This is a genomic window from Blastococcus sp. SYSU D00868 (assembly GCF_054050575.1).
Window position 1 is genome coordinate 17,058 of the sequence record NZ_JBJGZO010000028.1, and the last position, 25,387, is coordinate 42,444.

Here is a 25,387-nt window from a genome sequence, read left to right on the forward strand (position 1 = left end):
GCCCGACAGGGCTGGATGCAGCCCCTCCGGCCCGACTCAGGCGGGCACGGACAGGGAGACGCCGAAGTCGCCGTCCGGGTCGGTCCACCAGTGCGTGAGCCGCAGGCCGGCCGCGGCGAGCTCGGCCGCCACCCCCTCGGGCCGGAACTTGGCCGACACCTCGGTGCGCATCTCCTCGCCGGCGGCGAAGGCGACCTGCAGGTCCAGCGCGGGCACCGCCACGACCTGGTCGATCGTCGAGCGCAGCCGCATCTCGATCCACTCGGCCCCGGCGTCCCACAGCGCGACGTGCTCGAAGGTCGCCGGGTCGAACCCGGCGCCCAGCTCACGGTTCAGCACGGTCAGCACGTTGCGGTTGAACTCCGCGGTCACGCCGGCCGCGTCGTCGTAGGCGGGCACCAGCCGGGCCGGGTCCTTGACCAGGTCGGTGCCGAGCAGGAACGCGTCCCCGGGAGCGAGCCCGGCGGCGAGCTCCGCGAGGAAGGCCGCGCGCGGGCCCGGCTCCAGGTTGCCGATCGTGGAGCCCAGGAAGGCGACCAGCCGCCGGCCGCCGCGCGGCAGCCGGGACAGGTGCTCGGTGAAGTCCCCGACCACCGCGTCGACGCCGACGCCGGGGTACTCGGCGGTGATCGCCGCGCCGGCCGCCTCCAGCACCGTCGGGTCCACGTCGAAGGGCACGAACCGGCGCAGCGTCCCGGCGCCGGCCAGCGCCGACAGCAGCAGCCGGGTCTTCTCCGACGTCCCGCTGCCCAGCTCGACCAGCACCTCGGCGCGGGTCGCCGCGGCGATCTCCGCGGCGCGGGCGGCGAGCACCGCCCGCTCGGCGCGGGTCGGGTAGTACTCGGGCAGCCGCGTGATCGCGTCGAACAGCTCGCTGCCCCGCTCGTCGTAGAACCACCGCGGCGGCAGCGACTTCGGCGTGGCGGTGAGCCCGGCCAGGGCGTCGGCGCGCAGGGCGGCGCGGGCGGCGTCGGGGGCGAGGTGGCTGGTCAGCGAGACCGTCATGCGGCTCCGATCGGGGTGAGGGTGAGGCCGTCCGGGGTGACCTCGACGAGGTGCCGGTCGGGGAGGTCGCGCCAGGCGGGGTCGTCGTCCCAGGGCTCGCTGGCCAGCGCCGTCCCCTCGTCGGTGACCAGCGCCGACAGCGTGTCGCCCCAGGTGGTGGCCAGCAGGCGGGTGCCGTCGGCGGCGAGCAGGTTCAGCCGCGCGGCCGGGTCGGCCGCGGCCACCTCGGCCACCGTGGCGGCGAGCGCGTCGAGGCCGCGGTCGAACACGAGCGCGGCCAGCAGCGCGCTGTCCACCGTCGACTCGGCGTCGCGGACCGGCGGCAGCACCGCCCGCTCGACCCGGCCGTTGTGCGACAGCAGCCGGCGCCCGTCGGTGAACGGCGCGGCGGCGCTCTCCTCCAGCGGCATGCCGACCGTCGCCGAGCGGACGGCGGCGACCACGCAGCCCGACCGCAGTACCGGCGCGACCGAGGCGAACGACGGGTCGCCCCACAGCGGGCGGGCCGACCGCCAGCGGGCCGGCTCCGGGCGGTCGGGCACGTAGAAGCCCACGCCCCAGCCGTCGGCGTTGACCGTGCCGTACCGCTGCCGCCGCGGCGCGTACGACTGCACCAGCAGGGACGACGGCGGCTCCAGCACCAGCGACGCCAGCGTGCGCGGCCGGCCGAGCCAGGCGAGGTGACGGCACATCAGGCGTCCGGCCCGTCGACGGACCAGGCCAGCCGGATGCCGCTGAAGACCTGCCGGCGGATCGGGTGGTCCCAGTTGCGGAAGCTCGGCCGCAGGATCGAGGCCCCGACCGCCCACGACCCGCCGCGCAGCACCTTGTAGTCGCCGCCGAAGAAGGGCGCGGAGTAGTCGGCGTAGAGCATCGGCCGGAACCCGGGCCAGGGGGTGAGGTCGGACGACGTCCACTCCCAGACGTCGCCCATCAACTGCTCGACGCCGGTGGCCGAGGCCCCGGCCGGGTAGGCGCCGACCGGGGCGGGGCGCAGGGCGGCGCCGTCCAGGTTGGCCAGGGCAGGGGTGGGCTCGCTGTCGCCCCACGGGAAGCGGCGGCGCCGGCCCCGCGCCGGGTCCCAGGCGGCGGCCTTCTCCCACTCGACCTCGGTGGGCAGCCGGGCGCCCGCCCAGGCGGCGTACGCCTCGGCCTCGAAGTACGTGACGTGCTGGACCGGTTCGTCCGGCGGCAGCTCCTCGACCACCCCGAACCGGGTGCGGGTGCCGTCGGCGCCCCAGTACATCGGCGCGGTGAGCCCGGCCTCGGTGCGGTGGGACCAGCCGCGGTCGGACCACCAGCGGCGCTCGCGGTACCCGCCGTCGGCGACGAACGCCGCGTACTCGGCGTTGGTCACCGGCACCCGGCCGATGCGGAAGGCCGGGACGTCGACCGTGTGCGCCGGCCGCTCGTTGTCCAGGCTGAACGGCTCGTCGGCCGCGTCGACCCCGAGCACGAACTCCCCGCCGGGAACGAGCACCGAGGTGCCCGCGACACCGGGCCGGCCGGGGGGCAGGGGCGCGCCGGCCCCCAGCAGCGGCGGGCCGGGCCGCAGCGCGAGCGCCTGCAGCATCGTCTCGTCGTGCTGCTGCTCGTGGCTGACGACCATCGCGAAGTGGAAGGGGTCGCCGTCTCCCTCGGTGCCCAGCCGTTCGAGCCGGTCCAGCACCCGGCCGCGGACCTCGCGGCAGAAGGCGCGGGCCTCGACCGGCGGCAGCAGCGGCAGCCGGGCGCGGACCGCGCGCGGCTGGGTGAACGCGTCGTACAGGGCCTCGACGTCGGGCGGCAGCAGACCGGGGCGGGCGGCGTCGCCGCGGCGCAGCAGCCAGAGGTCCTCCTGCTGGCCGACGTGCGCGAGGTCCCAGACCAGCGGCGACAGCAGGGGCGTGTGCTGGGCCAGCAGCTCGGGCTCGTCGTGGTCGGTGAGCAGCAGGGTGCGCTCGCGGGCGGCGGTCAGGTCGCGGGCCAGCCGCTCGCGGGGGTCGGTCACCGCTGCTCCCCGGTGGCCGCCAGCAGCGCCGCGGCCGGGCCGCCGGCGCGCAGCGCGTCGAGCAGCGCCCGGCCCGGGTCGGTGCCGCGCTCGACCAGCTCGGCCAGGGCCTCGACCTCGCCGCGCAGGTCGGCGGGGACGGCGTCCAGCGCGGCGGCCAGGCAGCCGCGGGCGGCGGCGTGCAGCGCCGGGTCGGCCAGCCCGGCGCGGGCGGCGCGGTCCCACGCGCCGGCGGTCGGGGCGCTCGCCTCGGCGGCCCGGCCGGCCGCGACCGGGTCGTCGAGCAGCACCGCGGTGACCGCGGCCAGCGCCGGCCACCACGGCTCCGGGGCGGCGTCGAGGTAGCGGATCTCCAGCCAGCCGCGCGGCCGCACCGGCGGGAACAGCGTGGTCAGGTGGTAGTCGAGGTCGGCGGCGGTCGCCCGGCGGGAGCCCAGCGGCACCTCGCCGGTCACCCAGTCGGAGAAGGCCACGCGCCCGAGCACCGGCTCCGCGGCGTCCCCGTCGCGGACCAGCATCACCGGCGCCGCGAGGGCGTAGGCCGCCCACTCCCCGGCCGGGTCGTCGCCGCGCAACAGCGGGCCGCAGCGCGCCTGGTCCAGGTCGCCCCACACCTGCTGTCGCGTCGACCGCCACCCGGTGGGCCGGCCGCCGGCCAGCGGCGAGGACGCCGAGACGGCGACCAGCACCGGCCCCAGCTGGTGGGCCAGGGCCACCCGGTCGCGCCAGCCGGCGGCGGGCCCCGCCTCGAGGTTGACCTGCAGCGACGCGGTCGAGGTCATCATCGCCGTCCCCGCGCCGGCGCAGCCGACGGCGGCGAAGTGCCGCTCCATCGCGGCGTACCGGGCCGCGGGGTTGACCCGCTGCGGCGGGCGCAGCGGGTCGACGCCGACGGGGGCCAGCGCCAGCCGGTCGGCGGCCAGGGCGGCGGCGAGCACCGCCCGGTCGGCCCGCAGCGCGGCCACCGCGGCGGCGACGCCGGGCAGCGGCGGGCCGGAGAGCTCCACCTGGCCGCCCGGCTCGCAGGTGAGCCGGCTGCCGCCGGGCAGCGGGGGCACCGAGGCCAGCGCGCCGCAGACCCGCCCCCACGGCACCCGGGCGGCCGGCCGCTCCAGGTCGACGAGGTGGCCCTCCAGCTCGAGGCCGACGGCGCCGACCGGCCCGTCGCGCAGCGCGGCCGCGGCCACGGCGGCGAACGCGGTGTCGAGGTCGAGCGCGCCGCGGCGCTGAGCGGTTCCGGGGGCCATCGGCCCCACCCCCTCCAGGTCCGGACCGGTCGCCGGGGCGACCGCGGGTCGGTGCGGGGGCGGCCCGTCGTGCCCGGCCGTCCTCGTCGTCCATCCTGCACGCGGGCACCGACAGGACAACCCCCGCCGGCGACCGCTCACCCCGTGTTCGTACGACGATGGCCGGGTGGATCCCCCCGACCCGCGGCAGGCGCCCCGTCCCCGCGACGCGCTGGGCCGGCCGCTGCCGCGCGGGGCCGCGGGTGTCGAGCGGATGCCGGAGGGGGTGCGGCGCACCCCGGAGGAGGCGCTCGACGAGGCGCAGCGGCTGCTCGACACCGGCCTGCCGTTCCACGCCCACGAGGTGCTGGAGGACGCCTGGAAGGCCACCGCCGGACCGGAGCGGGAGCTGTGGCGCGGGCTGGCGCAGCTCGCCGTCGGGGTGACCCACGCGGCCCGCGGCAACCCGCGCGGCGCGGCCACGCTGCTGGACCGGGCGGCGGGCAACCTCGCGCCGTTCGCCGCCGCGCCGCCGCACGGCGTCGACGTCGCCGGGCTGGTGGCCTGGGCGCGCACCGCCGACCCGGCCGGGCCGCTGACCCCGCCGCCGCTGCGCGCGGCTCAGCAGTAGGCGTCGAGCAGCCGCCGCGCCCGCGCGGCGAACGGCGCGAAGCCGAACAGCTCGCAGACCTCGACGGCCCGCTCGAGCTCGGCGCGGGCCGACGGGTCGCCGGTGAGCGCCAGCACCCCACCGCGGTAGAGCGCCGTCGGCCCGAGCACCGTGGTGCCGGCCCACAGCACGACGACGGTGTCGCCGTAGCCGCGCAGCGCCGGCAGGAGCGTCGCGGCGCGCCCGGCGTCGCCCAGCGTCAGGTGGACGTCGGCCAGCAGGATCGTCTTCACCGGCTCGCGGATGCCGGCGCCGGGTGCGGCCAGCATCCGGTCGGCGGCCGCCAACGCGGCGTCGGCCCGGCCGGCCTGGGCGTGGGCCAGCGCGACGACCCCGAGCCAGTCCAGATCGACCGTCGTCGCGAGGTCGACCACCTCCGGCATGACGGTGGGCAGCCGGTCCTCCAGCCAGGTGGCGATGCCCTCGATCGTCTGCCGGGACATGCGGGTGACGTCGGCGGCGGCCGGTGAGGTGGTGGGGGCGTCGCGGACGGCGTCGTCGGCCAGCCGCCGGGCCTCGTCGGTCTCGCCGCGGGCCAGGGCGAGCCCGGCGTGCCACCAGGCGTCGAGTTGCAGCAGGTCGCCGTCGCCGCGGCGCTGGGCGAGCTCGGTGAACCGGCGGGAGACGGCCGCGGCCTCGTCGGCCTGGACGCTCTCGGTGAGCGCGCAGCGCAGCAGGTGCAGCGCCGTGGCCTCGGCGACGGGGTCGCCCGTGCTCTCCCGCAGCATGCTGCGGGCCAGGTCGACCCGCGTGGCCGCGTGCGCCGGGGTCCAGCGGGCCACGAACCCGGCCACCCGCGCCCGGGCCCGGGCGCCGCGGTCGTCGCCGGCGGCGGCCAGCGCCCGCGCGGCCAGCTCCGGTGCACCCGGGCGGCCCGTGGTGGCCCGGCGCACGCCCAGCGCGGCCAGGGCGGCGGCGGCCAGCGGTGGGGAGACGGCGTCCGCCCGCGCGACCGCCTCCTCCAGCAGCGGCTCGTCGGCCGCCTGCAGCGCGCCGACGATCGCCCAGTAGCCGCCCACCCCGCCGCCGGCGGAGACGACGGCGGCGCGCACCAGCCGGTCGTCGTCCCCGGCCGCGCGGGCCAGGCCGGCGGCGGCGGACAGGGCGGCGCCGCTCTCCTCGATGAGGCCGAGCAGCCGCAGCGCGGCGCCGCGGATCAGCTGCAGGTCGGCGGCGGTGGCGTCGTCGCCCGCGGGCACGTGGGCCAGGCCGCGGCCGGCCAGCGCGGCGGCCTCCTCCACGCCCGCCCGGTCCAGCGCCTCGCGGGCCGCGCGCAGGCAGGCGAGCGCGGCGGCGGCGTCGCGCCGGCCGGCGGCCGCCTCGCTGCGGTGCACCGCGATCGCGGCCGCGGCGGTGGCCGCGGCCGGGGCGGCGGCCAGCGCGTCGGCCAGCCGGCCGTGCAGCGCCGCGCGGGGCACCGGGCCGAGGTCGGCCAGCACCACCTCGCGCACCAGGTCGTGGGCGATCCGGATCCGCCCGGGCGCCGGCTCGACCAGCAGGCCGGCCCGCAGCGCGCCGCCGACCGGGTCGCCGCCGGCCGGCTCGCCGCCGCCCGGGTCGCCGCCGCCCGGCCCGCCGCCGGCCGGCCCGCCGTCCAGCGCCGCCTCGAGCACCGCGACCGACACCTCCCGGCCGGCGACCGCGGCGGCGGCCAGCACGTCGCGGACCGGTGCCGGCAGCCCGTCCAGCCGCAGCCGGACGACGTCGCGGACCCCGGCCGGCACCGCGCCGCCGTCCCGCCCGCCGACCGCGGCCAGCTCGGTGACGAAGAACGGGTTGCCGCCGGAGCGCTCGGCCAGCTCGCGGGCGGCGTCGTCGTCCAGCGGCGCGCCGGTGAGCCCGGCGGCGAGCGCGGCCACCTCGCCGGAGGCCAGGCCGGCCAGCCGCAGCCGGCGGGCGCCGGGCAGCCGGGCGGCGGCCCCCAGCACCCGGGTCAGGGCCGCGGCGCCGAGGGCCTCCTCCCGGCAGGTGAGCGCGAGCAGCAGCCTGCTGCCGTGCAGCTGGGCGAGCACGACCTCCAGGACGTGCAGCGAGTCCGGGTCGGCCCACTGCAGGTCGTCGAGGACGACGAGCAGCGGCGCCTCCCCGGCGACCGCGCGCAGCCGCCGGGCGGTGTCCAGGCCGAGGGCGAACCGGGCGCCGGGGTCGCCGCCGCCGGCGCCCTCGGGCAGCCCGCCGAGGACCTGCTGCCACGGCCAGTAGGGCGGGGCGCCGCCGATCTCGGCGCACCGGCCCCAGCGGACCGCGGCGCCGACGCGGGCGGCGAAGGCCTCCACCAGGCGGGTCTTGCCGATGCCGGGCTCCCCGGTGACGACGACGGCGGTCCCGCGGCCGGCCGCGGCGGCCGACCAGGCGCCGGTCAGCGCGGCCAGCTCCTCCGGGCGGCCGACGAAGCCGTCGTCCGTGCCGGGCGCGGCCGGCGGCCGGGCGGCGGTCGCCTCCTCGCGCGCCGGGGCCGCCGGGGCCCGGATCCCCCGGGCCTCCAGTGCCGGGTCCTGGCGCAGCAGCGCGGCCTCGAGGTCGCGGACCTCCGGGGAGGCATCCAGGCCGAGCTCGTCGGCGATCCGCTCGCGGGTGCGGCGGAGGACCTCCAGCGCCTCGGCCTGCCGGCCGCCCCGGTAGAGCGCGCGGGCCAGCAGGGCCGCGGTGTGCTCGCGCAGCGGATCGGCGGCGGCCGCGGCGGAGAGGTCGGCGACCAGTTCCGCCCCGGTCCCCAGCGCCAGCCGCGCCTCGGCCAGCCGCTCCAGGCCGGCCAGCCGCAGCTCCTCCAGCCGGGTGGCGACCGGCGCGACCTCGGGGACGTCGGCGACGTCGGCGTAGGGCTCGCCCTGCCAGCGGGCCAGCGTGGCGGGCAGCCGCGCCGCGGCCTCGGCGTCCCCGGCGGCCGCGGCGGCGGGGACCTCGTCGGCGAAGGCGTGCGCGTCGACGGCGGCGCGCGGCAGCACCAGCGCGTAGCCGGCGCCGCGGGTGACCAGGACGGCCGCCTCCCGCGCGCCCAGCCCGGGGTCGAGCAGCCGGCGCAGCCGGGCCACGTGGCCCTGGAGCGTGGTCGTCGCCGAGGCCGGCGGCCGGCCGCGCCACAGCCGGTCGGCCAGCACGTCGGCGGCGACGGTGCGGCCCTCCGCGGCGGCCAGCAGCGCGAGGACCTCGGCGGGCTTGCGCCCGCCGAGGTCGAGGTCGGCGCCGTCGCGGGTCACGCGGGTCGGCCCGAGCACGTGTACCCGCAGCTCCACGGCTGCCGACGGTAGGGGACCGGAGCGGTTCCGCCGATCACCCGCGCGGGTCAGCTGTCCGCGGCCTGCGTGCCGCCGGCGGCGGTGCGGCGCAGCGGGTACCACCGGGACCAGACCACCGCGCCGCCGACCAGCGCCAGGGCCGGGAACAGGCCGCTCTCGGTGGCGAACCAGCCGGTGGAGCCGGTGTCCCCGGTCAGCGGGTCGAGCACGTGGTACAGCGCCGCGTTGACCACCGCGTGGGCCAGGACGCCCGGCCAGATCCCCCAGCGCAGCTGCATGCTCGCCAGCACCGCCCCGAACGCCGTGGTGCCGACGGCGAAGCAGAGCAGCGCCCACGCGACCGGCACCCCCTCCGGCGCGCCGCCGAGGAACACGATCAGCGGGGCGTGGAAGGCCGACCAAGCCAGGCCGCCGACCAGCACGACCGTCCGCGGGTCGGCGACCTGGGCCAGCCGGGTGACCAGCAGGCCGCGCCAGCCGACGTCCTCGGCCAGCGCCAGCAGCACGTACGGCGCGACCAGCACGGTCAGGCCCAGCGGCACCACGGCGTCCAGGCCCTCGGTGCGGAAGGCGCCGGTGCCGGTCGCCCACACCAGCGCGCCGCCGGCCAGCGTGGTGACCAGCGCCCACAGCCAGGCGCGGCCGAGGGCGCGCCACGAGGGCCGCCGGAAGCCCCAGCCGGGCCGGCGCAGGCTGCCGGCGGTGACGAACCGGGCGAGGAGCGCGGCCAGCAGCGGGATCAGCGCCTGGCCGAACAGGAGCGCCTGCACCAGCGGCGGCGCCTGGTCGACGTGCCGGACGTCGGCGTCCTGGCTCGCGGCGATCACGGTGGTGGCCGTCAGCAGCACCGCGACGGTGCCGAGGAAGACGCCGATCTCCTTCCGGGCCGTGGCGCGCGCCGGCGGGGGCGCGGCCTGGCCGGACAGCTGCGCGGACAGCTGCGGGGACAGCCGGGGGGACGTGGTCATGGCGGGAGGGCTCCTGCGTTCGAGGGGCGAGTGCGTCGCCGCAGACGCTGGGCCGCGCGCCTGGTCGGGTGCTTGTCGCTGCCTGGTCGGCCGCCACCAGCCGACCACCAGCGCCCGCGGGGACCGTGCCGGTCCATGGAGCCCCTGGACCTGCCCGGCCCGCCCGGCGTCGCCGTCGTCCCGCTGCCCGCGGGCGCGGCGCTGCCCCGCTGCCGGGCCCGCCGCGCCGACGTCGTCCTGGTGGTGCTCGCCGGCTGCCCCGAGGTCGCGGTCGGGGACGGCGCCGCCCGGCCCGCCGTCCCCGGCGACGTGCTGGTCTGCCCGCGCGGCGCGCCGTGGACCCTGCGGGCCGGCCCGCTGCCCGCCCGGCTGGTGGTCGTGGCGTTCCCGGCCGGGCCGGAACGCGCCGTCGCCGTCCTCGCCGGCCGCCCGCGGCTGGACGACGCGGCGCGGGTCGGGGTGGCCGCCGACGGCGGGCTGGAGCTCGTGCTCGAGCCGGCGCCGCCCGGCTGACCGCCGCCGCCCAGTGGCGCGAGTCACGGTGGGACCATCGGGGATGCCATGAGCACCGACACCACCGCCGCCGCGGACCCGACCTCCGGCGCCGAGCCCGCCGCGACGCCGGTCCGCGGGCCGGTCACCTCCGCGTCCTACTCGGTCACCGTGCGCCTGCGGGCCGACGTCGACCCGGCCAGCATCGGCCGGATCGCCACCGCAGTCGGCACCGCCGGCGGGGCGGTCACCGCCATCGACGTCGTCGAGTCGCGGTCGGACCACCTGACCGTCGACGTCACCTGCTCGGCCGCCGACGCGGCCCACTCGCAGGAGATGGTCGACGCGATGGGCGCCCTCCCCGGGGTGGAGGTGCGCAAGGTCAGCGACCGCACCTTCCTGCTGCACCTGGGCGGCAAGCTCGAGGTCGCCTCGAAGGTGCCGCTGAAGACCCGCGACGACCTGTCGATGGCCTACACCCCGGGCGTGGCCCGCGTCTGCCTGGCACTGGCCGACCACCCCGAGGACGTCCGCCGGCTGACCATCAAGGGCAACACGGTCGCCGTCGTCACCGACGGGTCGGCCGTGCTCGGCCTGGGCGACATCGGCCCCGGCGCCGCCCTGCCGGTGATGGAGGGCAAGGCGGTGCTGTTCAAGCGGTTCGCCGACATCGACGCCTGGCCGATCTGCCTGGACACCCAGGACGTCGACGAGATCGTGCGCACCGTCGAGCTGCTCGCCCCCGGCTTCGGCGGGATCAACCTCGAGGACATCTCCGCGCCCCGCTGCTTCGAGATCGAGAAGCGGCTGCGCGAGCGGCTGGACATCCCGGTCTTCCACGACGACCAGCACGGGACGGCGATCTGCGCCCTGGCCGCGCTGACCAACGCGCTGCGCGTGGTGGACAAGCACCTGCCCGACGTGCGGATCGCGGTGGCCGGCGGCGGCGCGGCGGGGACGGCGATCGTCAACCTGCTGCTGGCCGCGGGCGCCCGGCACGTCCTGGTCTGGGACCGCGAGGGCATCCTCAGCCCCGACGACGAGCGGCTCACCCCGGCCAAGCGGGACCTGGCACAGCGCACCAACCCCGACCGCGTGCGCGGGGAGCTGCCCGACGCGCTCGACGGCGCCGACGTCTTCATCGGCGTGAGCGCGGGCAACGTGCTCGCCGTCGAGGACCTGGCCCGGATGGCGCCCGGCGCCGTCGTCTTCCCGATGGCCAACCCCACGCCCGAGGTCGACCCGGTGCGGGCCCGCCAGCACGCCGCGGTCGTCGCGTCGGGCCGGTCGGACCTGCCGAACCAGATCAACAACGTGCTGGCGTTCCCCGGGGTGTTCCGCGGCCTGCTCGACGCCCGCGCCACCGAGATCGACACCGCGATGCTGCTGGCCGCGGCCGAGGCCCTGGCGGCGATCGTGCGCGACGACCAGCTCAACGCGAACTACATCATCCCCAGCGTCTTCGACCCGGCCGTGACGACCGCGGTGGCGCAGGCCGTGGCCGACGCGGCGCGCGCGACCGGCGCGGTGGTCGAGCTCCCCGGCCGGCCCGGCCTGTCCGACTGAGGGCCGGCGTGACCGCCTTCGACGCCCCGTCGGCGGAGGAGCTGCGGGCGGCGGGCAGCCTGAAGTGGACCCGCTTCGCGCCCGCCCTCGGCGCGTGGGTGGCGGAGATGGACTGGGGGACGGCGCCCGCCGTCACCGCCGCCCTGCACGCCGCGGTCGACGCCGGCCTGCTCGGCTACCTGCCGGACGGGCTCGCGGAGGAGATGGCCCGCGAGTGCGCCGCCTTCCTGGCCCGCCGGCACGGCTGGTCGCTGCCCGCGGAGTGGATCACCCCGCTGCCCGACGTCCTCGCCGGGCTCCGGGCCGCGATCGAGCACTTCACCCCGCCCGGGTCGCCGGTCGTGCTGCCCACGCCGGCGTACATGCCGTTCCTGACGCTGCCCGGGCTGCTCGGGCGGGAGGTCCTCGAGGTCCCGCTGGTGCCCGGCCCCGACGGCCGGCCCACCTACGACCTGGCCGGGCTGGACCGCGCGTTCGCCGCCGGCGGCCGGCTGCTGGTGCACTGCAACCCGCACAACCCCGTCGGGCGGGTGTTCACCGAGGCCGAGCAGCTCGCCGTCGCCGAGGTGGTCGCCCGGCACGGCGCCCGGGTCTTCGCCGACGAGATCCACGCGCCGCTGGTCCACCCCGGGGCGGTGCACCGCCCGTACGCGGCGCTGTCGGCGGTCACCGCCGCCCACGCGGTGACGGCCACGTCGGCGTCCAAGGCGTGGAACCTGCCGGGCCTCAAGGCGGCGCAGCTGCTGCTGTCGGACGAGGCCGACGCCGCGCACTGGGCGGCGGTGGGCGCGGAGATCGCGCACGGCACCTCGACGCTCGGCGTCGTCGCCAACACGGCGGCCTACCGCGACGGCGAGCCGTGGCTGGCCGACGTCCTCGCCGTCCTGGACGCCAACCGCCGGCTGCTGGCCGACCTGCTGGCCGAGCACCTCCCGCGGGTCCGGTACACCCCGCCGGAGGGCACCTACCTGGCCTGGCTGGACTGCCGCGCGCTCGGCGTGGAGCAGCCGGTGGGGGAGCTGCTGCTCGCCCGGGCCGGCGTCGCCCTCGTCGACGGGCCGGCCTGCGGCGCCCCGGGCGCGGGTCACGTCCGGCTGAACCTCGCGACGCCGGCGCCCGTGCTGCGCGAGGTCGTCGAGCGGATGGCCGCCGTCCTGCCCCGCTGACCTCGGGCGACGGCTCACCTGCACGGGGGACGGCGCCTGGCCGCGGTGTCGCCCGGAGGGCGACGATGTGGTCGTGCCCGAGTTGCCCGAGGTGGAGGCGCTGGCGGCGTTCCTGCGGGAGAACGCCGTCGGCAGGGTCCTGACGCGCGCCGACCTGGCGTCGGTCCAGGCGATCAAGACGTTCGACCCGCCGCTGTCGGCGCTGGCCGGCCTGGAGGTCACCGGCGCCGCCCGGCACGGCAAGTTCCTCGACCTCGACGTCTCCGGGCTGCACCTCGTCGTCCACCTGGCGCGGGCCGGCTGGCTGCACTGGCGGGAGAACCTGCCGGCCGCGCCGCCGAAGCCGGGCAAGGGGCCGCTGGCGCTGCGCGTGCACCTGGAGGACGGCAACGGCTTCGACCTCACCGAGCAGGGCACCCGCAAGGGGCTGGCGCTGTACGTCGTCCGCTCGCCGGCCGAGGTGCCGGGCATCGACCGGCTCGGGCCCGACGCGCTGGCCGTCGACCGCGAGCAGTTCGCCGCGCTGCTGGCCGGCCGCAGCGGCCAGCTCAAGGGCGCGCTCACCGACCAGACGCTCATCGCCGGGATCGGCAACGCCTACTCCGACGAGATCCTGCACGCCGCCCGGCTGTCGCCGTTCAAGATGGCCGACAAGCTCACCGACGACGAGGTGATCCGGCTCTACGACGCGATGCGCGCCGAGCTCACCGACGCCCTGGACCGCCAGGTCGGCCAGCGGGCGGCGACGATGAAGGGCGAGAAGCGGTCGGGGCTGCAGGTGCACGCCCGCACCGGGCTGCCGTGCCCGGTCTGCGGCGACACCGTCCGCGAGGTGAGCTTCGCCGACACCTCGCTGCAGTACTGCCCGACCTGCCAGACCGGCGGCAAGCCCCTCGCCGACCGCCGGATGTCCAAGCTGCTCCGGTAGCGGAGTCGCTCGGGAACGGAGACCGTTCCCGAGCGACTCCGCTCAGGACAGCAGCTCGCGGGTCACGGCCGACTGCTCGGTCAGCACCCCGCCGATCACCTGCTGCGTCTCGTTGATGCTCTCCACCAGGGCGCTGATCGCCGCCAGTGCGGTGACGACGCGGTCGACCTGCTGCTGGATCGCGGTCACCTTGCCGTCGACGTCGGTGGTCGCCCGGGCGGTCTCGGTCGCGAGCTCCTTGACCTCGTTGGCGACGACCGCGAACCCCCGCCCGGCCTCCCCGGCGCGCGCGGCCTCGATCGTGGCGTTGAGCGCGAGCAGGTTGGTCTGGTCGGCGATCCCGCGGATCACCTTGACCACCTTCCCGATGTCCTGGCTGGACCCGCCCAGCCCGGCGACCTCCTCGTTGGCCTGCGCGGTCAGCCGCTGCCCGTCCGAGGCCACCGCCGTCGCCGACAGCACGTTGCGCTCCACCTCGGTGATCGACTCCAGCAGCTGCCGGCCGGCCTCGGCCAGCCGCTCGGTCGCCGCGAACCGCTCCAGGGCCTGGCCGAGCAGGAACGCGGCGCTGCGCAGCGCGGAGGCCCGCCCGGGGGCGAGGACGAGGGTGCGGGTGGCGAAGAAGTCCATCGTGCCCACGACCTCGCCGCCGACCAGGATCGGCAGGCACACGCCGCTCCTCACGCCCGCGCGCCGGGCGGCCGGCGCGCGCACGCAGTCGGTCATCTCCGCCAAGTCCTCGACGAAGAACAGGTCGCGGGTCCTCCAGGCGCGGCCGGACAGCCCCACGCCCTCGCGGAACGACGCCGTGAGCGTCACCTCGCGGAACTCCTGGCCGGCGCTGCCGGACTCCAGCACGAAGTGCAGCGCGCGGTCGGCCGGGTCGACGGCCCAGTAGGAGCCGTAGTCCCAGCCGAAGCCGTCGCGGATGGTCGACAGCGCCCGCCGCATCGCCTCCTCGCGGGTGGTGGCGGCGGTGACCTCGCGCAGCAGGTCGGTGACGGCCTGGGTGTCCTCGGCGGCCTCGGCCTGGCGGACGGCGGCGCTCATCCGCTCCAGGGCCTGCGACACCAGGACGCCGACCGCGCGCAGCGTCCCCAGGCGGGCGTCGGAGAGGGTGAGCGTCTCGGTGGTGGAGAAGTCCAGGGTCCCGGTGACGACGCCGTCCTCGGTGAGCGGGATGCACACGCCGCTGCGGAGGCCGGCGCGCTGGGCGGCCGGGGCCCGCACGCAGTCGCCGAGCCGGCCGAGGTCGGCGACGGCGACCACGTCGCGGGCGCGCCAGGCGCGGCCGGCGAGCCCGACACCCTCGCGGAAGGTGGCCGCGCGGGTGACCTCGCGGAACTCCGGGCCGGCGTCCCCGGACTCCTGCGCGAAGCGCAGCACCCGCTCGGCGGGGTCCACGCGCCAGTGGGAGCCGTAGGCCCAGCTGAAGCGCTGCCGGACGAGGTCGAGGGCGGTGGCCACCGCCTGGTCTGGGGTGGCGCTGTCGCGCAGCGCGGCGACGATGTCGGTGACGGCGCCGACGTCGGACCGCGCCTCGAGCACGGACGGGGCGTCGGCGGGGGCGGGACGGCGGGCGAACGGCATGGCGAGACTCTCCTGTGAGGCTGCCGGGACGCCGGGCGCGCTGGTTGGCCCGACGTCCGACCTTCGGCCCCGCGGGTGGCGGACTTGAGTCCGAACTGAGTCTGTTTCGCCCACGAGAGTTGGGCGCAATGGAACGGGAACGGGCTCGTTTCGCCTGCTCAGCGGGGCGCGCGTCGCCCGGTGAGCCAGGCGCCGGCCCGCGCGACGGCGCTCGAGGTGCTGCCCGCGTCGTCCCCGCCGGCGAGCTCGTCGGCCCGCGAGCCGACCGCCGTCCACCAGTCGGCGGCCGGCGGCGGGGCCAGGGCGTCCACCCGCTCCCCGGGCCGGGGGACGGCGACGGTCGCCCCGGACCGCTCGGCCGCCGCGCACAGCCGCTGCACCGGCTCGGCCCAGCGGTGGAACCCGAGGTTGAACGTCGCCCAGTGCACCGGCACGAGCAGCCGGCCGCCCAGGTCCCCGTGCGCCCGCACCGCCTCCTCGGGCGTCATGTGGATGAACCGCCACGCCTCGTTGTAGGCGCCCACCGGCAGCAGCGTCAGGTCGAAGGGGCCCAGCCGGGCGCCGATGGCGGCGAACGCGGGCGTGTAGCCGGTGTCGCCGCCGAAGAACACCCGGTGCCGCGGGCCGGCGACGACCCACGAGGACCACAGCGTCGTGTCCCGGGAGAGGAACCGGCCGGAGAAGTGCCGGGCCTCGGTGCAGGTCAGGGTGAGGCCGCCGAGCTGCACCTCGCCGTCCCAGTCCAGCTCGACCACGCGGTCCTCCGGCACCCCCCAGCGGCGCAGGTGGGCACCGATCCCCAGCGGGACGACGAACGGCGCCCGCTGCGTCCGCAGCAGCACGCGCACGGTGGGCAGGTCGAGGTGGTCGTAGTGGTCGTGGCTGATCAGGACGGCGTCGACGTCCGGCAGCTCGTCCAGCGGGGTCGGCGCGGGGTGCAGCCGCTCGGGGCCCACCAGGGGGGACGGCGAGACGCGGCGCCCCCACACCGGGTCGACCAGCACCCGCCGGCCGTCGACCTCCAGCAGCGCGCTGGAGTGGCCGAACCAGGTGACGGCGAGCTCGGCGGCCTCGGCGGGGAACCGCGACCCGGCCAGCGGCACGGGCCGGGCGGGCACCCCCTTCAGCCGGTCCTCGCGGACCTGCTTCCACAGGAGGCGGCGCTCCTCGGGGCCCGGCAGCGAGGGCGTGGGCAGCGCGTTGTGGAACCGGCCCTCGGCGAACTGCGGCGAGCCCGCGACGTGCGGGCGCAGCGCCCGTCGGCTCGCGCCCAGCGCCGTCGGCAGGCTCCACGCGGCGCGGGTCACCCAGGCGGCGGGGGCGGCGAGCAGGGCGGCGGCGGCGAGGCGGCGGGCGCGGGAGGGCACGACGTCGAGCATCCCAGGCCGGGCGGGCCGCCGTCGGCGCATGCTGACCGGGTGGCCGACGACGAGGAGACGGGCGGCGACCCGGTGTGCTGGCTGGACCGGGTGTGCCCCGCCTGCGGGCGGCTGGCGGAGGGCGAGCCGCGACCCGAGCGCTGCCCGGAGTGCGGCGAGCCCCTGCCGGACTGAGCGCCCGCCCGGCCGGCGTCCTCCCTCACCCCAGCGCGTCCTCCCTCGCCGCAGCGCCTTCTCCCTCACCGCCGACCGTGAGGGAGGACGCGCCACGATCAGGGGACCTGATCCGGGCCGGGCGACGCCGGCCGCCGGCTCCGGATGCCGGTCGACGGCGACCTCCATAGGGTGATCCAGATCACAACTGTTCTCCCCCCTGCTGGAGGCGCACCGTGACAGGACCAGAACGCCGGATGCTCACTCCGGAGGAGTACCGCCAGGCGCAGGACTCCCCGGAGTTCACCGAGCTGCGCCGCCGCTTCCGCCGTTTCGCCTTCCCGATGACGGTGGCCTTCTTCACCTGGTACCTGCTGTACGTCCTCCTCTCGACCTACGCCGACGACTTCATGGCGCAGGAGGTCTTCGGGGCCGTCAACGTCGGCCTCCTGCTGGGCCTGGCGCAGTTCGTGACGACGTTCCTGATCACCCAGCTCTACGTGCGGCATGCCGGGCGCAACACCGACCCGATCGCCGACGAGATGCGCGAGCGGCTCGAGCACCACGAGTACGCACGGCACCCGCAGGCCGGCGGCGACGCCGCGACGCAGGGGGTGCCCCGTGCCTGACGCCGCCGGCGTCTCCGTCACGGCCGCCGACTCCACGATCGGCGAGCCCGCGGTCAACATCGCGATCTTCGGTGCGTTCGTGCTGATCACGCTCGTCATCACGTTCCGCGCCAGCCGCAACAACCGCACCGCCGCCGACTACTACGCCGCCGGCCGCAGCATCAGCGGCACCCAGAACGGCCTCGCGATCGCCGGCGACTACCTGTCCGCGGCCTCGTTCCTGGGCATCGCCGGCGCGATCGCCCTGTTCGGCTATGACGGCTTCCTCTACTCCATCGGCTTCCTGGTGGCCTGGCTGGTCGCCCTGCTGCTGGTCGCCGAGCTGCTGCGCAACACCGCCCGCTTCACGATGGCCGACGTCCTGGCCTTCCGGATGCGGCAGCGCCCGGTGCGCATGGCCGCCGCCATCTCGACGCTGGCCGTCTGCCTCTTCTACCTGGTGGCGCAGATGAGCGGCGCCGGCGGCCTGGTCACCCTGCTGCTCGGCGTGGAGGGCGACGCAGCGCAGGCCCTCGTCGTCGTCCTGGTCGGCGCGCTGATGATCATCTACGTCCTGGTCGGCGGCATGCGCGGCACCACCTACGTGCAGATCATCAAGGCCTCGCTGCTGATCGCCGGCGCGCTGGTCATGACCCTGTGGGTGCTGGTGGAGGTCGGGTTCAACCTGTCCACCCTGCTCGGCGACGCCCAGGAGAGCGCAAACACCGTGGCCGAGCCGGTGAACGTGCTGGCCCCCGGCGCCCAGTACGGCGCGACGTCGACCAGCCAGCTCGACTTCGTCTCGCTCGGCCTGGCGCTGGTGCTGGGGACGGCGGGCCTGCCGCACGTTCTCATGCGCTTCTACACCGTGCCGACGGCGAAGGACGCCCGCCGCTCGGTGCAGTGGGCCATCTGGCTGATCGGCACCTTCTACCTGTTCAGCCTGATCATCGGCTACGGCGCCGGCGCGCTGGTCGGGCCGAACGAGATCGCCAACGCGCCCGGCGCGGTCAACTCGGCGGCTCCGCTGCTGGCCTTCGAGCTCGGCGGCACCGTGCTGCTGGGCGTCATCGCCGGCGTCGCGTTCGCCACGATCCTCGCCGTCGTCGCCGGGTTGACCATCACCGCGTCGGCGTCGTTCGCGCACGACGTCTACGCGTCGGTGATCAAGAAAGGCGACGTGCCGCCCAACGGCGAGGTCCGGGTCGCCCGCATCACCGCGGTGGTGATCGGGGCGATCGCGATCGGGCTGGGGATCCTGGCGCTGCAGGCCGGCCTGAACATCGCCTTCCTGGTGGCGCTGGCCTTCGCCGTCGCAGCCTCGGCGAACCTGCCGACGATCCTCTACACGCTGTTCTGGAAGCGGTTCACCACCCAGGGCGCGCTGTGGTCGATCTACGGCGGGCTCGTCGTGTGCGTCGGGCTGATCGTGTTCTCGCCGTCGGTGTCCGGGTCGCCGACGTCGATGTTCCCCGACGTCGACTTCTCGTGGTTCCCGCTGGCCAACCCCGGCATCGTGTCCATCCCGCTGTCGTTCTTCCTCGGCTGGCTGGGCACCGTGCTCTCCCAGGAGAAGCCCGACACCGACAAGTACGCCGAGCTCGAGGTGCGGGCACTGACCGGCATCGGGGCGGAGAAGGCAGTCCAGCACTGAGGTCCCGCCGGCCGGCGGCCGATCGATCGGATCGGCCGCCGGCGCGGCGACGGAGCGGGTGCTGCCGGCCCTCAGGTGAGCTTGTCCTTCAGCTTCTGCAGCGTGGACTGGCCGGGCTGCTGCGGCGTCGGGAACAGCCGCGGGTCGCCCGGCGGGAGGATCGGCGCGTCGGCCGTGGCCTCGATCGGGCGGGCGGCGAACTCGGCGCGGCCGTCGACCGACGGGCCCGAGGCCCACTTGCCCGCGGCGGCCTCGGGGCCGTCGGAGGCGTCGATGAACGTGTAGCCCAGGTCGCCGACCTCCTCCTCGATCGGGAACGCCTCGGGCACCGGGATGCCCTCCAGCCCGTCCTCCTTGAGCTGCTCGATCGCGGCCAGCCACATCTGCTGGTGGTAGTGGTCGCGGGTGATGAGGAACCGCAGCATGTCCTTGACCCCGGGGTCGTCGGTCATGTTGTAGAGCCGGGCCACCTGCAGCCGGCCCTGCATCTCGGCGGTCACGTTGTACTGGAAGTCGGCCATCAGGTTGCCGCTGGCGGTGACGTACGCGCCGGTCCAGGGGTTGCCCATGCTGTCCATGTACGAGGCGCCCGCGCCGTTGACGATCGGGTGCTGCGGGTTGTGCTGGCCGTAGCCGGCGGCGGCCTCCTTGGTGCGGTCGGCGGCGTCGGGCTTGAGCGGGATGTGGTCCAGCAGCCGGTCGATCATCGTCACGATCATCTCGACGTGGGCGAGCTCCTCGGTGCCGACGGCGAGGAGGAGGTCCTTGTACTTGCCGGGCAGCCGGCAGTTCCAGCCCTGCAGCAGGTACTGGGTGGCCACGGTCATCTCACCCCACTGACCGCCCAGGACCTCCTGCATCTTGCGCGCGAAGTCCGGGTCGGGGCCGTCGGGCTTGGCCTCGTACTGCAGGGCGTGGGTGTGCGTGAACATGGGGTCCTCCCTCACTCGTCGCGACCACCGCCGGTGCGGTGACACCAGGGATCTGCCCGCGCCCGGTGGCCCGCCCGTGCCGTCCGCTGGCCCCCGGGTGCCAACCTCCGGCGGGGCGCCCGGGCGCGGATCCCGCCCGCCGGCGCCCCCCGCGCACCCCTCAGCGGTCGGGGAGCTGGATGGTCAGGGTGAGCGAGGCGCCGTCGTCCTCGGCGAGGATCCGGCCGCCCAGCTCCCCGGTCTGCCGCTGCACCGACCACAGCCCGAGCCCGGTGAGGTCGACCGGCGGCGTCCGCGTCCGCAGCTGCCCCACCACGCGGTGGGCCGGCACCCCGGCCTGGGTGAGGGAGAGGTCGACCCAGCCGGGGCGGCACGCCACCGACAGCCGCACCGGCTCGCCCCGGCCGTGGCGGTGGGCGTTCTCCAGCAGGTTGGTGAGGATCCGCTGCACCCGGGCGTCGGCGACGGTGACGTCGGCGGCGCAGCCGGACATCGCGGTGGTCAGCTGCCCGGCCGGCAGCCCGGAGGCGGCGATCGCGGCGCGGACGACGTCCACCAGCCGGCGCCGGGCCGGCCCGCGCCGCTGCGCGCCGCCGGTGGCGTCGGCGGTGCGCAGCATCGACGACAGGTGCGCGGTCTGCGCCCGGGCCAGGTCGAGCAGCTCGGCCCGGGCGGGGTCGGCCTCGTCGAGCGAGCCGAGGGCGGCCTCCAGCGAGGCCAGCGGGCTGCGCATGTCGTGGCACATCGCCCGCAGCAGCGCCTCGCGCGGGTCGGGCGGCGGCGCCTCCGCGGTCGCCCGGCGGCGGCGGGTCAGGTGGTCGCGCAGGACGCGCCCGAGGTCCGCCACCAGGCGGGCGGGCGACGAGGTGGCCGGGGGGTTGGCGATGACGGTCATGGGCACCTCCGGTTGTGCGACCCGGTGAGAACCGCCGGACGCGCACGACCGTCGGGGAGCGATACCGGGTGGATGACGCCGTCTCTGGACGTCGGACGGAACTGGACGTCGTCCTGGTGGACGACCACCCCCTGTTCAGCCGCGGGCTGGCGCTGCTGCTGCCGGGCGTGAGCGGGGGACGGGTTCGCGTGGTGGGGACGACGGAGGACGCCTCGGCGGCCGCCGCCCTGGTGCGCCGGCACCACGCGGACGTCGCCGTCGTCGACCTGCACATGCCGCCGCCGGGCGGCACCCGGGCGATCGCCGCCATCCGCCGGGCCGACCCGATGGTGCGGGTCGTGGCGCTGTCCGGGCTGGCGGAGGCCGACGCCGCGCTGGAGGCGCTGCGGGCCGGCGCGGTCGGCTTCCTGCCGAAGACGGCCGACCCGGAGGCGCTGGTCCGGCCGCTGCTCGCGGTGCTGGACGGCTGGTCGGTGCTGCCCGAGGAGCTGCTGCGCCAGCTGCTGGACTCCGCCGCGCCGACCGGGGGGCAGGGCGTGGCGGCCCGGCTGTCCGCCGACGAGCGGCGGCTGTGGCGGCTGGTGGCCGACGGCACCGCGACGGTGGACATCGCGACGACGCTGCACGTCTCCGAGCGGACGGCGAAGCGGCTGGTCGCCTCGCTGCTGCGCTCCCTCGGCGTCTCGACGCGGGTCGAGGCGGCCGCGCTGGCCGGGCGGGTCGGCCTGGACAAGGGCGGCACCGCGACGGACTGAGGCGGACCGGTCCGTCTCGGAGAGCATGGCGGCCGGGCTACCCGGCCCGGAGATCGACACTCCCGATGCCGCGGTGAACTCTGGAAGCGTTCTAGTCGGCGAGCGCTCCGGCCCACTCCCCGGACGCCGCCCGGGTGAACGGGACGACGTCGCCGGCGGCCAGGTCCACCGCGGAGTAGCCGCCGCTGCCGGCGCCGACGCAGGCGACCACCGTGGCCACCCCCGCGCGCCGCTGGAACGGGGACTGCCGGACCTGCCAGCCGACCACCGCCCGGCGCTGCAGCACGGCCCGCTCCTGGACCACCCAGCCGCTGCGGACGGCGAACGAGCGCGGGCCGGCCGCGTGCCCCAGCGCGGCGTAGCGGCCGAGGCCCACCGGCACGCCGAGCACGGCCAGCGCGGCCCCGGCGGCCAGCAGCGGCCACCAGCCGGCCGCCAGCGCGGTCGCGACGGCGCCGGCCGCGGCCACGGCGAGCCCGGGCGCCACGGCGCGGACCAGCCGCCGGCGGCGGGCCGCCGCCGGGTGCCGGCGCAGCGGGCCCGGGTCGTCGGCCAGCCGGCCGGCCAGCTCCTCGGCGCGCGGGCGCGGGCCCAGCGGCAGCAGCTGGCCGGGGCGCTGCTGGCCGCCCAGGCCGGTGACCAGCGCGCTGACCCGCGCCGCCCCCACCCAGCGCATGCCCAGCCCCGCCGAGACGGTGACGCCGCGGATCCGGTCGATCTCGAGCTCGGTGTGCCGCCGGGTCACCAGCCCGCGGACGGCGACCAGCGAGCCGCCGCGCCGGACCAGCCGGAACCGCCAGTTGACCACCGCCGCCCCGACCACCGAGCCCGCCACCAGCAGGAGGAGCGCGACCGGCAGCACGACGAGCAGCACCCGCGGGGAGCTGAGGTCGGGCCCCGGCACGTCGGGCACCAGGCTGCGGGGGAGCTCCTGCGCCAGCCGCATGAGCGCCCCGACCGCGGCCAGCGGGACGGCCAGGTAGCTGCCGACCAGCGGCGCGTACAGGAGCCAGCGGTGGTCGAAGCGGGCCACGACCTCCTCCGGCTCGGGGAGGGGGTCGGGCTCGACGGGTGCCGCGTCGTCCCCGACCGGGCCGGCCGGCACGCGGCGCCGGTCCAGCAGCGCGGTGCGCAGGCGCTCGCCCTCGGCGCGCGGGACGCCGTCCAGGACGACCTCCTCGCCCTGGCCGGTGGCCGCGCCCGCGGCGGCGTCCACCCGGACCCGCACCAGGCCCAGCAGCCGGTGCAGCGGCGGAGCCTCGACCTCCACGCCGCGGATCCGGTCGCGCGGCACGGTCCGCACCGAGCGGGCCAGCAGCCCGCGGGTGACCACCACCGCGGTCGGCCCGTCGGCGTAGCCGAAGCGCCACCAGTTCAGCGCGGCGAAGGCCAGCGAGGCGAGAGTGACGAGCACGACCAGCACCACCACGGTCGCCGCGCCGCCGTCCAGCCCGATCGCCGCGGCGAGGGGCAGCACCACGGGCACGAACTGCCGGGCCTGCTTGAAGGTGACCGTGTGCACCAGCACGACCAGCGGCGACGTCCGCCGGGCCGGGGCCCCGTCGGCCGTGCTCACCGCCCGCTCACGTCGCCTCGTCCCGCACCTGGTCGGCCCGCCGGACGAGGTCGGCGGCGACCCGCTCGGCGACGTCCGCGGGCAGGTGCCGGATGGTGACGGTGCCCTGCGAGGACGCGGTGAGGACGGCGATGCTGGCCAGGCCGTAGAGCTGCTGGGTGACCCCGCGGGTGACGTCGACGGTCTGGATGCGGGCGATCGGCACCAGCGTCCAGGTGCGGGTCAGCCAGCCGGTGAGGGCGTAGACCGCGTCGCCGGTGACCTCCCAGCGGTGCACCCGGTAGCGGATCCACGGCTCGAGGCCGATCGAGACGACCGCGTACAGGGCGAGCAGCGCCGGGCCGGCCCAGGGCAGCAGCGACAGCGGCGCCTCGTCGGTGGGCACGAGGAGCAGGGCGACGGTGAGCAGGACGCCCCAGAACAGCGTGCCGATCACCCCGTGGGTGACCCACAGCCAGATCGCGGAGCGGGACAGCGGCCACGCCGGCTCGCGGACCGGGGCGCTGCTGGGGGCGGTCATCGCGGCCATCCTCCCAGCCGGACCGGCGGCGCCGGGGTGGGACCATGGGTGGCGTGATGCCCCAGCAGGTGCCGACCGTGTCCGCCGACCAGGTCCCCGAGGACGCCGTCGTCCTCGACGTGCGCGAGGACGACGAGTGGGCCGCCGGCCACGTCGAGGGTGCCACCCACATCCGGATGGGGGAGGTGCCGGCGCGGCTGGACGACCTGCCGGAGGCCGACCCGCTCTACGTCATCTGCCGCAGCGGCGGCCGCTCGGCGCGGGTTGCCGCGTGGCTCAACGTCAACGGCGTCGACGCGGTGAACGTCGCCGGCGGGATGGGCGAGTGGGAGGCGGCCGGCCGGCCCATGGTCAGCGAGACCGGCCGGCCCCCCTTCACGCTCTAGCGGAGTGCGGGAGCGCAGGTCTCCTGCGCGCCCCACTCCCCTCAGGACTCGAGCTGGTACTCGGCGAACTTCGAGCGCAGGTCCTTCTTGGAGAACTTGCCGACGCTGGTCTTGGGCACCTCGTCGATGAACTCGACGGCGTCGGGCATCCACCACTTCGCGACCAGCGGCTTGATGTGCTCGAGGATCTCCTCCTCGGTGGCGTCCTCGCCCTCCTTGAGGACGACGCAGGCCAGCGGGCGCTCGTCCCACTTCGGGTGCGGGATGCCGACGACCGCGGCCTCCTTGACCTTCGGGTGGCTCATGATCGCGTTCTCGAGGTCGACGGAGCTGATCCACTCGCCGCCGGACTTGATGAGGTCCTTGGTGCGGTCGGCGATCCGGATCGACCCGTGCTCGTCCATGGCGGCGACGTCGCCGGTGCGCATCCAGCCGTCCGGGGTGGTCAGCTGCACGCCCGCGTCCGGGTTGTAGTAGTCCTGCGCGCACCACGGGCCGCGGACCTGCAGCTCGCCGGTGGCCTTGTCGTCCCACGGCTGCGGCTCGAGGCTCTCGGCGTCCACGATCCGCGCCTCGACGCCGAACAGCGGGGTGCCGGCCCGGGCCCGCCGGTCGGCCTTGGTGGCCTCGTCCGCGTCGAGGTAGCCGAGGGGGAGCATCGCCGACGAGGCGACCGGGTGCGTCTCGGTCATGCCCCAGGCCTGCAGGATCGGCAGGCCGACCTGCTCGCGGTAGGCCTCGCTCAGCGCCTTGGGCACCGCCGACCCGCCGCAGCCGATCTCCCGCAGCTTGTGCGGCTTGCCGGCCAGGTGCGGCAGCACGCCCTGCCAGATGGTCGGGACGCCGGCGGTGAACGTGACGCCCTCCTCGACGATCAGCTTCGCCAGCGCTTCGGGCTGCATCATCGGACCGGGCATGACCAGCGAGGCGCCGGCGGCCGGGGCGGCCTGCGCGATGCCCCAGGCGTTGGCGTGGAACATCGGCACGACCGGCATGGCGACGTCCCGCACGCCGAGCCCGAACACGTTGGGCGCGATGACGGCCATGGTGTGCAGGTACGTCGAGCGGTGCGAGTAGACGACGCCCTTCGGGTTGCCCGTGGTGCCGGACGTGTAGCACATCGAGGCGGCCGAGTTCTCGTCCGTCACGCGGAAGTCGACCGGCTGCGCCTCGGCCAGCAGCGCCTCGTAGTCGAGCACCCGCGGGTCGTCGGGGATCTCGTTGTCGCCGCCGTCGTCCATGACCACGACGTGCCGGACGGTCGTCATGGTGTCGACGAGCTTCCAGAACAGCGGCAGCACCGAGCGGTCGACGAAGACGACCTCGTCCTCGGCGTGGTTCGCGATGTAGGTGAGCTGCTCGGGGAACAGCCGGATGTTGAGGGTGTGCAGCACCCGGCCGGTGGACGGCGCCGCGAAGTACAGCTCCAGGTGCCGCTGGCTGTTCCAGCCGAAGGTGCCGACCCGACCGTCGGCGCTGATGCCGAGGGTCTCCAGCACCCCGCCCAGACGGCGGGTCCGGTCGGCCCACTCGGCGTAGGTGACTCGGGTGACCCCACCCGGGTGCCCGGTGGCGATCGTCCCGTCGCCGTAGTGCTGCTCGACGTGCCGGAAGATCGCGTCGATCGTGAGGGGGTAGTCCTGCATCAGGCCACGCATGGCGAGATCGTGCCAGTGGCGCCGCTCACCTTCT

At 76.8% G+C, this 25,387-nt stretch carries 23 protein-coding genes; 10 read left to right on the top strand and 13 right to left on the bottom strand.

Annotation, left to right across the window (positions count from 1 at the left end; genetic code table 11):
* Positions 1 to 36: 36 nt before the first annotated feature.
* From egtD to egtA, 4 genes are read right to left on the bottom strand one after another with little or no spacing between them, the layout of a single operon-like run.
* Positions 37 to 1,005 (bottom strand): L-histidine N(alpha)-methyltransferase, encoded by a 969-nt coding sequence (gene egtD / locus ACI79F_RS19305; protein WP_456545108.1) that lies wholly within the window; start codon positions 1,003 to 1,005, stop codon positions 37 to 39.
* Entirely contained in the window at positions 1,002 to 1,697 is a 696-nt protein-coding gene (gene egtC, locus ACI79F_RS19310) for an ergothioneine biosynthesis protein EgtC (protein WP_456545107.1), read from the bottom strand. Before egtC ends, egtD begins: the two co-directional genes overlap by 4 nt.
* Complete coding sequence (egtB, locus tag ACI79F_RS19315) at positions 1,697 to 2,995, bottom strand: ergothioneine biosynthesis protein EgtB (RefSeq protein ID WP_456545106.1); 1,299 nt, start codon at positions 2,993 to 2,995, stop codon at positions 1,697 to 1,699. The genes egtC and egtB overlap by 1 nt, the downstream gene beginning before the upstream one ends.
* Positions 2,992 to 4,242: an ergothioneine biosynthesis glutamate--cysteine ligase EgtA gene (egtA, locus tag ACI79F_RS19320; protein WP_456545105.1), complete on the bottom strand. Its 1,251-nt coding sequence runs from the start codon at positions 4,240 to 4,242 to the stop codon at positions 2,992 to 2,994. The genes egtB and egtA overlap by 4 nt, the downstream gene beginning before the upstream one ends.
* A gap of 166 nt (positions 4,243 to 4,408) precedes the next feature.
* Between egtA and ACI79F_RS19325 the strand changes: the two genes are divergently transcribed.
* A complete protein-coding gene (locus ACI79F_RS19325) occupies positions 4,409 to 4,852 on the top strand; it encodes a DUF309 domain-containing protein (protein WP_456545104.1) in 444 nt (147 codons plus the stop codon).
* On the opposite strand, the gene ACI79F_RS19330 is transcribed toward ACI79F_RS19325, so the two are convergent.
* Both ACI79F_RS19330 and ACI79F_RS19335 read right to left on the bottom strand, forming a co-directional pair.
* On the bottom strand, positions 4,843 to 8,124 hold the full coding sequence (locus ACI79F_RS19330) for a BTAD domain-containing putative transcriptional regulator (RefSeq protein ID WP_456545103.1): 3,282 nt from the start codon (positions 8,122 to 8,124) through the stop codon (positions 4,843 to 4,845). The two genes, ACI79F_RS19325 and ACI79F_RS19330, sit on opposite strands and share 10 nt — an antisense overlap.
* A gap of 50 nt (positions 8,125 to 8,174) precedes the next feature.
* Positions 8,175 to 9,095, bottom strand: a complete 921-nt coding sequence (locus ACI79F_RS19335; protein WP_456545102.1) for a CPBP family intramembrane glutamic endopeptidase — start codon at positions 9,093 to 9,095, stop codon at positions 8,175 to 8,177.
* A gap of 135 nt (positions 9,096 to 9,230) precedes the next feature.
* Between ACI79F_RS19335 and ACI79F_RS19340 the strand changes: the two genes are divergently transcribed.
* The 4 genes from ACI79F_RS19340 (at position 9,231) to ACI79F_RS19355 (ending at position 13,247) form a co-directional block, all read left to right on the top strand.
* A complete protein-coding gene (locus ACI79F_RS19340) occupies positions 9,231 to 9,608 on the top strand; it encodes a cupin domain-containing protein (RefSeq protein ID WP_456545101.1) in 378 nt (125 codons plus the stop codon).
* A gap of 48 nt (positions 9,609 to 9,656) precedes the next feature.
* Entirely contained in the window at positions 9,657 to 11,153 is a 1,497-nt protein-coding gene (locus ACI79F_RS19345) for a malic enzyme-like NAD(P)-binding protein (RefSeq protein WP_456545100.1), read from the top strand.
* Positions 11,154 to 11,161: 8 nt separating this feature from the next.
* The gene (locus ACI79F_RS19350; RefSeq protein WP_456545099.1) at positions 11,162 to 12,319 is read left to right on the top strand and encodes a MalY/PatB family protein; all 1,158 of its coding nucleotides are present in this window, start codon (positions 11,162 to 11,164) and stop codon (positions 12,317 to 12,319) included.
* A gap of 73 nt (positions 12,320 to 12,392) precedes the next feature.
* Complete coding sequence (locus tag ACI79F_RS19355) at positions 12,393 to 13,247, top strand: Fpg/Nei family DNA glycosylase (protein ID WP_456545098.1); 855 nt, start codon at positions 12,393 to 12,395, stop codon at positions 13,245 to 13,247.
* A gap of 42 nt (positions 13,248 to 13,289) precedes the next feature.
* Here the strand turns inward: ACI79F_RS19355 and ACI79F_RS19360 are convergent, their stop codons facing one another.
* Together ACI79F_RS19360 and ACI79F_RS19365 are read right to left on the bottom strand one after the other, a co-directional pair.
* Complete coding sequence (locus ACI79F_RS19360) at positions 13,290 to 14,837, bottom strand: GAF domain-containing protein (protein ID WP_456545097.1); 1,548 nt, start codon at positions 14,835 to 14,837, stop codon at positions 13,290 to 13,292.
* 158 nt (positions 14,838 to 14,995) lie between these two features.
* The gene (locus ACI79F_RS19365) at positions 14,996 to 16,204 is read right to left on the bottom strand and encodes an MBL fold metallo-hydrolase (protein ID WP_456545096.1); all 1,209 of its coding nucleotides are present in this window, start codon (positions 16,202 to 16,204) and stop codon (positions 14,996 to 14,998) included.
* A 51-nt stretch (positions 16,205 to 16,255) separates the two neighbouring features.
* Between ACI79F_RS19365 and ACI79F_RS19370 the strand changes: the two genes are divergently transcribed.
* The 3 genes from ACI79F_RS19370 (at position 16,256) to ACI79F_RS19380 (ending at position 18,631) form a co-directional block, all read left to right on the top strand.
* The gene (locus tag ACI79F_RS19370) at positions 16,256 to 16,390 is read left to right on the top strand and encodes a hypothetical protein (protein WP_456545095.1); all 135 of its coding nucleotides are present in this window, start codon (positions 16,256 to 16,258) and stop codon (positions 16,388 to 16,390) included.
* A 236-nt stretch (positions 16,391 to 16,626) separates the two neighbouring features.
* The gene (locus ACI79F_RS19375) at positions 16,627 to 16,998 is read left to right on the top strand and encodes a DUF485 domain-containing protein (RefSeq protein ID WP_456545094.1); all 372 of its coding nucleotides are present in this window, start codon (positions 16,627 to 16,629) and stop codon (positions 16,996 to 16,998) included.
* A complete protein-coding gene (locus tag ACI79F_RS19380; protein ID WP_456545093.1) occupies positions 16,991 to 18,631 on the top strand; it encodes a solute symporter family protein in 1,641 nt (546 codons plus the stop codon). Before ACI79F_RS19375 ends, ACI79F_RS19380 begins: the two co-directional genes overlap by 8 nt.
* 71 nt (positions 18,632 to 18,702) lie before the next feature.
* Here ACI79F_RS19380 and ACI79F_RS19385 read toward each other — a convergent pair whose 3' ends face one another.
* A complete protein-coding gene (locus ACI79F_RS19385) occupies positions 18,703 to 19,563 on the bottom strand; it encodes a manganese catalase family protein (RefSeq protein WP_456545092.1) in 861 nt (286 codons plus the stop codon).
* A gap of 160 nt (positions 19,564 to 19,723) precedes the next feature.
* Positions 19,724 to 20,458, bottom strand: coding sequence for a sensor histidine kinase (locus ACI79F_RS19390; protein WP_456545091.1), 735 nt, complete (start codon positions 20,456 to 20,458; stop codon positions 19,724 to 19,726).
* Between the two features lie 116 nt (positions 20,459 to 20,574).
* On the opposite strand from ACI79F_RS19390, the gene ACI79F_RS19395 reads away from it, so the two are divergent.
* Positions 20,575 to 21,213, top strand: a complete 639-nt coding sequence (locus tag ACI79F_RS19395) for a response regulator (protein WP_456545090.1) — start codon at positions 20,575 to 20,577, stop codon at positions 21,211 to 21,213.
* Between the two features lie 91 nt (positions 21,214 to 21,304).
* Here the strand turns inward: ACI79F_RS19395 and ACI79F_RS19400 are convergent, their stop codons facing one another.
* Together ACI79F_RS19400 and ACI79F_RS19405 are read right to left on the bottom strand one after the other, a co-directional pair.
* Complete coding sequence (locus tag ACI79F_RS19400; RefSeq protein WP_456545089.1) at positions 21,305 to 22,789, bottom strand: PH domain-containing protein; 1,485 nt, start codon at positions 22,787 to 22,789, stop codon at positions 21,305 to 21,307.
* 7 nt (positions 22,790 to 22,796) lie between these two features.
* Complete coding sequence (locus tag ACI79F_RS19405) at positions 22,797 to 23,309, bottom strand: PH domain-containing protein (RefSeq protein ID WP_456545088.1); 513 nt, start codon at positions 23,307 to 23,309, stop codon at positions 22,797 to 22,799.
* Between the two features lie 56 nt (positions 23,310 to 23,365).
* On the opposite strand from ACI79F_RS19405, the gene ACI79F_RS19410 reads away from it, so the two are divergent.
* Positions 23,366 to 23,695 carry a rhodanese-like domain-containing protein gene (locus ACI79F_RS19410; protein ID WP_456545130.1) on the top strand — a complete coding sequence of 110 codons (330 nt, stop codon included), beginning with the start codon at positions 23,366 to 23,368 and terminating at the stop codon, positions 23,693 to 23,695.
* A 41-nt stretch (positions 23,696 to 23,736) separates the two neighbouring features.
* On the opposite strand, the gene ACI79F_RS19415 is transcribed toward ACI79F_RS19410, so the two are convergent.
* Positions 23,737 to 25,353, bottom strand: coding sequence for a long-chain fatty acid--CoA ligase (locus ACI79F_RS19415; RefSeq protein ID WP_456545087.1), 1,617 nt, complete (start codon positions 25,351 to 25,353; stop codon positions 23,737 to 23,739).
* Positions 25,354 to 25,387 lie beyond the last annotated feature (34 nt).

Bases quoted from the DNA above. Each gene is read 5' to 3' on its own strand.
- egtD (WP_456545108.1), bottom strand. From the start codon at position 1,005: ATGACGGTCTCGCTGACCAGCCACCTCGCCCCCGACGCCGCCCGCGCC.
- egtC (WP_456545107.1), bottom strand. From the start codon at position 1,697: ATGTGCCGTCACCTCGCCTGGCTCGGCCGGCCGCGCACGCTGGCGTCG.
- egtA (WP_456545105.1), bottom strand. From the start codon at position 4,242: ATGGCCCCCGGAACCGCTCAGCGCCGCGGCGCGCTCGACCTCGACACC.
- ACI79F_RS19335 (WP_456545102.1), bottom strand. From the start codon at position 9,095: ATGACCACGTCCCCCCGGCTGTCCCCGCAGCTGTCCGCGCAGCTGTCC.
- ACI79F_RS19340 (WP_456545101.1), top strand. From the start codon at position 9,231: ATGGAGCCCCTGGACCTGCCCGGCCCGCCCGGCGTCGCCGTCGTCCCG.
- ACI79F_RS19345 (WP_456545100.1), top strand. From the start codon at position 9,657: ATGAGCACCGACACCACCGCCGCCGCGGACCCGACCTCCGGCGCCGAG.
- ACI79F_RS19360 (WP_456545097.1), bottom strand. From the start codon at position 14,837: ATGCCGTTCGCCCGCCGTCCCGCCCCCGCCGACGCCCCGTCCGTGCTC.
- ACI79F_RS19375 (WP_456545094.1), top strand. From the start codon at position 16,627: ATGCTCACTCCGGAGGAGTACCGCCAGGCGCAGGACTCCCCGGAGTTC.
- ACI79F_RS19385 (WP_456545092.1), bottom strand. From the start codon at position 19,563: ATGTTCACGCACACCCACGCCCTGCAGTACGAGGCCAAGCCCGACGGC.
- ACI79F_RS19390 (WP_456545091.1), bottom strand. From the start codon at position 20,458: ATGACCGTCATCGCCAACCCCCCGGCCACCTCGTCGCCCGCCCGCCTG.
- ACI79F_RS19405 (WP_456545088.1), bottom strand. From the start codon at position 23,309: ATGACCGCCCCCAGCAGCGCCCCGGTCCGCGAGCCGGCGTGGCCGCTG.
- ACI79F_RS19410 (WP_456545130.1), top strand. From the start codon at position 23,366: ATGCCCCAGCAGGTGCCGACCGTGTCCGCCGACCAGGTCCCCGAGGAC.
- ACI79F_RS19415 (WP_456545087.1), bottom strand. From the start codon at position 25,353: ATGCGTGGCCTGATGCAGGACTACCCCCTCACGATCGACGCGATCTTC.